This window comes from Pseudomonas sp. SJZ103 (assembly GCF_007828335.1).
Classification (GTDB): domain Bacteria; phylum Pseudomonadota; class Gammaproteobacteria; order Pseudomonadales; family Pseudomonadaceae; genus Aquipseudomonas.
The window spans coordinates 225,195-231,435 of the sequence record NZ_VIUN01000008.1; the positions used below are offsets into that span (position 1 = coordinate 225,195).

4 protein-coding genes are annotated in these 6,241 nt (G+C 61.7%); 3 read left to right on the forward strand and 1 reads right to left on the reverse strand.

Features of this window, described 5'->3' with window-relative positions; genetic code table 11:
• Positions 1-13 precede the first annotated feature (13 nt).
• Positions 14-886: a formylglycine-generating enzyme family protein gene (locus tag FBY10_RS18870; protein ID WP_131700183.1), complete on the forward strand. Its 873-nt coding sequence runs from the start codon at positions 14-16 to the stop codon at positions 884-886.
• A gap of 106 nt (positions 887-992) precedes the next feature.
• Here FBY10_RS18870 and FBY10_RS18875 read toward each other — a convergent pair whose 3' ends face one another.
• Positions 993-1,838: a N(5)-hydroxyornithine transformylase PvdF gene (locus FBY10_RS18875; protein ID WP_145337239.1), complete on the reverse strand. Its 846-nt coding sequence runs from the start codon at positions 1,836-1,838 to the stop codon at positions 993-995.
• Positions 1,839-2,038: 200 nt separating this feature from the next.
• Here FBY10_RS18875 and FBY10_RS18880 point away from each other — a divergent pair, with 200 nt between their 5' ends.
• Positions 2,039-3,691, forward strand: coding sequence for a cyclic peptide export ABC transporter (locus tag FBY10_RS18880; RefSeq protein WP_145337238.1), 1,653 nt, complete (start codon positions 2,039-2,041; stop codon positions 3,689-3,691).
• Between the two features lie 100 nt (positions 3,692-3,791).
• The gene (locus FBY10_RS18885) at positions 3,792-6,227 is read left to right on the forward strand and encodes a TonB-dependent siderophore receptor (protein WP_145337237.1); all 2,436 of its coding nucleotides are present in this window, start codon (positions 3,792-3,794) and stop codon (positions 6,225-6,227) included.
• The last annotated feature ends 14 nt before the right edge of the window (positions 6,228-6,241 follow it).

Here is a 6,241-nt window from a genome sequence, read left to right on the forward strand (position 1 = left end):
ACGAGAGGCCCACATGACGCCATTGCGACTCAAACCCCTGACGGCCCTGGCGCTGACCGCCCTGTGCGGCGCGCTGCTGCCAGGCCTGGCCCAGGCCGCCACACCGCAACCGGGCAAAGTGTTCAAGGACTGCAAGGACTGCCCGGAAATGGTGGTACTCCCTGCGGGCACCTTCACCATGGGCACACCGGAAGACGAAGTCGGCCGCGAGCCGGACGAAGGCCCGATGCATGACGTGACCTTTGCCAAGCCGTTCGCCATGAGCCGCTTCCACATCACCGCCGCTGAATGGGACAGCTATATCCGCCAGACCGGTGTGAAGATCGCCGACGGCGACACGCGCCCCGGCCGCGAATGCATCGCCAGCAAGCCGCGCTACCCCCAGGGCCCGCGCCAGCCGGCGGTGTGCATGGACATGGACGACATCAAGCACTATGTGGCCTGGCTGTCGAAAAAGACCGGCCAGCAGTACCACATGGTCAGCGAAGCCCAGCGCGAATACGCCGCGCGCGCCGGTTCCACCGGGCCATTCCCCTTCCCGTTCGACGAGGGCAAGGGCTACAGCATCGCCGAGCATGCCAACACCTACGGGCCGGCGGACGGGTACAGCTATTCTTCGCCCGTAGGCAGCTACCCGCCGAATGCGTTTGGCATGTACGACATGCATGGCAATGTCTATGAGCGGGTGGCCGACTGCGAGCACCCCAACTATGTCGGCGCGCCGACGGATGGCAGCGCCTGGATGGAGCCGAACTGCGAGGGCTACATGATTCGCGGCAATGACTGGGGCGAAGCGCCGGTGTTCTCGCGTTCGGGCAACCGCAACACCATCTATCCGCAGACGCGGGGGGATTGGATTGGCTTCAGGGTAGTGCGCGATCTCTGAAGCTGACGGGATTTAATGTGGGGGGGGGCTTGCTCCCGGTGGGGTGCGGCAGTCGACATCGCCATTGACTGATACTCCGCCATCGGGCGCAAGCCCCCTCCCACAGTCAAATCGTGCGTGACTTAGACCCCTTCTGCGCCAACAACTCCAGGCCTTCATGCAGCGCCGGGAACAGGCTGTTGTTGAAGTTGTTCCAGCGCAGCTCGAGGATGGTGTCGTCCGGCGAGATCTCGGTCTTGAGCACGTCGTGGAACACTTCGCCGGAGTCGATGCCGTTGTCCACGTAGTGGAACGATGCGCCAGTGAGGTACAGCGGTTCACACGGCTGCGTCTGCTTGGTCGCCCAATCCACCACGGCTTGTCCACGGGCACCGTACAAGGCATTCCAGGTGGCGTAGGCACCCCGGCGCTCATAGGGCGATTCGATACGGGTGATACCGGGGTGAATGTTCATGATGCGACGGGCAAACGGCGCACCGGGGCGCACCAGCTCGTCCAGGATCACCAGCAGGCCGTCCAGCACCACGATATCGGCCTTCAATTCCACCAGCGTGTCATGCAGGCGGCGTTCGAAGTCCTGCTTGCCGGCGATATGCTCGGCGCTGCCCCGTGGCAGGCGGCGATAGGTGGACGGCACGCTCAGCAGCAGGTCGTTGACCAGGTTGCCCTGTACCTGCAAATCCGCCGGATAGAGCCACTGGCGCCCCGGTTTATAGGCAAACCCATAGTCAGCCACCAACTGCTGGTCGCGCGGGTTCTGCTCATCGTCGTCATACACCACGCCCACCAGGTTGTAGGCCTCGCCCAGGGGCGTGTCGTTCAGCGACCCCACCAGAAACTCCAGCACCGACTTCATGTAGCGCTCGTGGTCCTTGTAGGCCACCGGCTGCCCGGCCTTGTCGGCGGCGGCATTGCGCAGGGACCACACGTACACCAGATTCTTTTTCGTCATTGTTTCGCTCTCGCTGGAAAGATCAGGCACGCACCGATACGCGTGCGCCTACACCACAAGAACGAACCAGCCGCAGGGCAATTTATCCACCCACCACACCGCCGGGCATGCCGAGGTAAATAGTCGCGCCAATCTTTCGTTTGTCATGGGTAAGGGTCTGTGTGCCCAGCCCCCTCTTTTTCACTTTCCGGGAAGTACTTATGACCGACCCCAAGCGCGGCGCCTTCAAAGGTTTGCTTGCATTGCTCAGGCCGTTTCGCACCATCGTGACGGTCTCCATCGCCCTGGGCATGGCCGGCGGCCTGGCCATCACGCTGTTGCTGGCGACCATCAACAACGCGCTGCACTCTTCGACCGGTATGACCCAAGGCGTGATCCTGAGCTTTGCTGCGCTGTGCGTGCTGGCGCTGACCAGTTCGATCGTCTCCGATATCGGCACCAACTACGTGGGCCAGCGGATCATTGCCGCCCTGCGCAAGGATCTCGGCGAAAAGGTGCTGTCGGCGCCCATCGAGCAGATCGAACAGTATCGCTCCCACCGCCTGATCCCGGTGCTGACCCATGACGTCGACACCATCAGCGACTTTTCCTTCGCCTTCACCCCACTGGCCATCGCCACCACGGTGACCCTGGGCTGCCTGGGCTACCTGGCGTACCTGTCGGTGCCAATGTTCCTGATGATGGTGGTGGCGATCATCATCGGCAGCAGCGTGCAATTCATTGCCGGCGCCAAGGGCATTCGCGGCTTCGACGAGGCCCGCGACCAGGAAGATGAGCTGCAACGCTACTATTCGGCGATCGCCTCCGGCGCCAAGGAGCTGCGTATCCACCGGCCACGGCGCTACCGCATGAACACACACCGCATCCAGGAAACCGCCGACCGCATCAGCGATATCCAGGTGCGTTCGGTGAACATCTATATCGTCGCCAAGACCTTCGGCTCGATGCTGTTCTTCGTGGTCATCGGCCTGGCGCTGGCGATGCAGGCCTATAACCCGAACCCGGACCCGGCGGTGATCACCGGTTTCGTGCTGGTGCTGCTGTACATGAAAGGCCCGCTGGAACACGTGGTGGGTTACCTGCCGATCATCGGCAAGGCGCGCATTGCGTTTGCGCGCATCACCGAACTGTCCCAACGCTTCTCCTCCCCTGAACCGCACTTGCTGATGGACGGCAGCGAAGCACCGACACCGCTGGTGCACAGCCTGGAGTTGCGCGGCGTGAGCTACAGCCCGCCGCCGGTGGAAGGCAGCCAGCCGTTCCACCTGGGGCCGATCAACCTGAGCATCAAGCAGGGCGATATCGTGTTTATCGTTGGCGAGAACGGCTGCGGCAAGACCACCCTGATCAAGCTGCTGCTGGGCCTGTATCAGCCCCATAGCGGGGAAATCCGCCTCAACGGCGAAACCGTGACCGACCCGGCGCGCGACGACTATCGCCAGTTGTTCACCACGGTATTCGCCGACTACTACCTGTTCGACGACCTGGTCCAGGGCAGCGCCACTCAGTCGTTGGACAGCGCCGCCAAGTACCTGGAGCGCCTGGAAATCGCGCACAAGGTCAGCGTCAAGGACGGCGTATTCAGTACCACCGACCTCTCCACCGGCCAGCGCAAGCGCCTGGCACTGGTCAACGCCTGGCTGGAAGAACGCCCGGTGCTGGTGTTCGACGAATGGGCCGCCGACCAGGACCCGGCCTTCCGCCGCGTGTTCTATACCGAGCTGCTGCCGGACCTCAAGCGCCTGGGCAAGACGATCATTGTGATCAGCCACGACGACCGCTACTTCGATATCGCCGACCAGCTGGTGCGCTTGAGTGCAGGGAAAGTCGTTGCGGAGTTGGAGCCCGCATAATTTTTTCCGGTTTATGCGAGTGCGAACGTCTCATATGCAGCAATGAGAATTAACCGCATTAAGTACCCATCTGCCAACACTTAAAAAGAGAAACAACACCATGCCAGTACGGCTTGCCCTCAGCCCATTGAGCACCGCACTTTCCATGCGGCGGGCCCTGAAATTCAACGCTCTGCCCAATAGCCTGGCCCTGGCGGCCAGCCTGTCGATGGCGGGTTATGTGCAGGCGCAAGAGTTCGAATTGAACATCCCCGCGCAGCCGTTGAGTACTGCGCTGCAGGTATTTGGCCAACAGACCAACCTGCAAATCCTGTACAGCCCGGAAACTGTGCAAAACAAACGCAGCACGGCAGTCAGCGGCAAGATGGACCCGGTACGGGCGATCGAGCAAATGCTGGGAGGGACCGGCGTCAGCTACAGCCTGCAAGGCAGCTCGATGATCATCAACGCGCCCGGCTCCGGTAGCGGCGCCCTCGAGCTTGGCGCCACCCAGATCAACGCCAACCAACTGGGTACCATCACCGAAGGTTCCGGTTCCTACACGCCAGGCACCATCGCCACCGCCACCAAGATGGTACTGACACCGCGCGAGACGCCGCAGTCGATTTCCGTGGTCACCCGCCAGACCATGGACGACTTCGGCCTGAACGGCATCGACGACGTGATGCGCCACACACCGGGCATCACCGTCTCGACCTTCGACAGCGAGCGCACCAACTATTATTCCCGGGGCTTCCCGATCCAGAATTTCCAGTACGACGGCGTGCCGACCACCCGCAACGAAGGTTACTCGGCCGGCCAGACCCTGAGCGACATGGCGATCTACGACCGCGTCGAAATCCTCAAGGGCACCACCGGCCTGATGACCGGCGCCGGCGGCCCGGGAGGCACCATCAACCTGGTGCGCAAGAAGCCGACCGCCGAGTTCCAGGGGCATGTGGGCCTGGGCGCCGGCTCGTGGGACAACTACCGCTCGGAGCTGGACGTGAGCGGCCCGCTGACCGAAAGCGGCAACGTGCGCGGGCGTGCCGTGGCGGTGTACCAGGACAAGCATTCGTTCATCGACCACTATGAACGCAAGACCAATGTCTACTACGGCATCCTCGAATTCGACCTGTCACCGGACACCCTGCTGACCGTCGGTGCCGACTATCAGGACACCGATCCCAAGGGTTCGAGCTGGTCCGGCAGCCGCTCGTTGTTCGATGGTGCAGGTAACGAGATCAGCTTTAACCGTGGCTACAACAATGGCCCGAAATGGAGCAGTTGGGGCCAATACAGCCGCAGCGTTTTCGCCACTCTGGAACACGCGCTGGATAACGGCTGGATCGCCAAGGCCAACTACAGCAACCAGCTCAATGGCTACAACGCGCCACTGGGTTACGCTTCTCCAAAGCAAAATTCCACCGACAGAGCCTCGGTGTATGCCGCCAAGTACACCGGCAAGACCATCAGTAATAACGGCGATTTCTATCTCTCCGGGCCGTTCAGCCTGGGCGGTCGCGAGCACCAGTTGGTGGTGGGGGCATCGGTTTCGCGTTCGCACTGGGAAGGCAACGACTATTTCAATGCGACCTACAAGGACAGTAATGACTTCCCTCTTTATTCATGGGACGGTGACAGCCTGGAGCCGGATTGGGGCCGCGCTACCGAGAAAGACGACATCACCCGCCAGGCAGCGGTCTACTTCTCGACACGTCTGAGCCTCACTGACGACCTGTCCCTGTTGCTCGGTTCGCGCCTGACCGACTACCGCCTGACCGGCACCAACGACTCGCGCGAGACCGGCAAACTCATCCCGTATGCGGGCGTGGTGTACGACCTGAATAAAAACTTCTCGGTGTACGGCAGCTATACCTCGATCTTCATGCCGCAGCAGCTGCGGCCCGACCGCAACAACAAGATGGTCGAGCCTGACGAAGGGGAAAACTATGAACTGGGTGTGAAGGGTGAGTTCTATGACGGCCGCCTGAATGCCAGCCTCGCCTACTTCGAGATTCATGAGTCCAATCGCGCCGAGGAAGACACCGAGTACAACAACAATATGCCGGCCAACTCGCCTGTCGAGTGGGCCTACATGGGCGTCCAGGCCAAGACCAAGGGCTATGAAGCCGAGATTTCCGGTGAGCTGCTGCCAGGCTGGCAGGTGCAGGCGGGCTACACCCACAAGGTGATCCGCGATGACGATGGCAAGAAGTTCTCCACCTGGGAACCTCAGGACCAGCTCAATTTCTACACCAGCTACAAGCTGACCGGCGCCCTCGACAAGCTCACCCTCGGCGGCGGTGCGCGCTGGCAAGGTGAGGCGTGGCAGGATGTCTACAACCGCGGCAAGAGGGTCACCCAGCGGTTCTCCCAAGACCCGTACTGGCTGGTCGACGCCATGGCGCGCTACCAGATCAGCAAGAACCTCTCCGCCTCGATCAACGTCAACAACGTGTTCGACAAGCGCTACTACACCAACATCGGCTTCTACACGTCGTCCTACTCGGGCGACCCGCGCAACGTGATGCTGTCGACCCGCTGGGACTTCTGATCTAACCCCGGCAA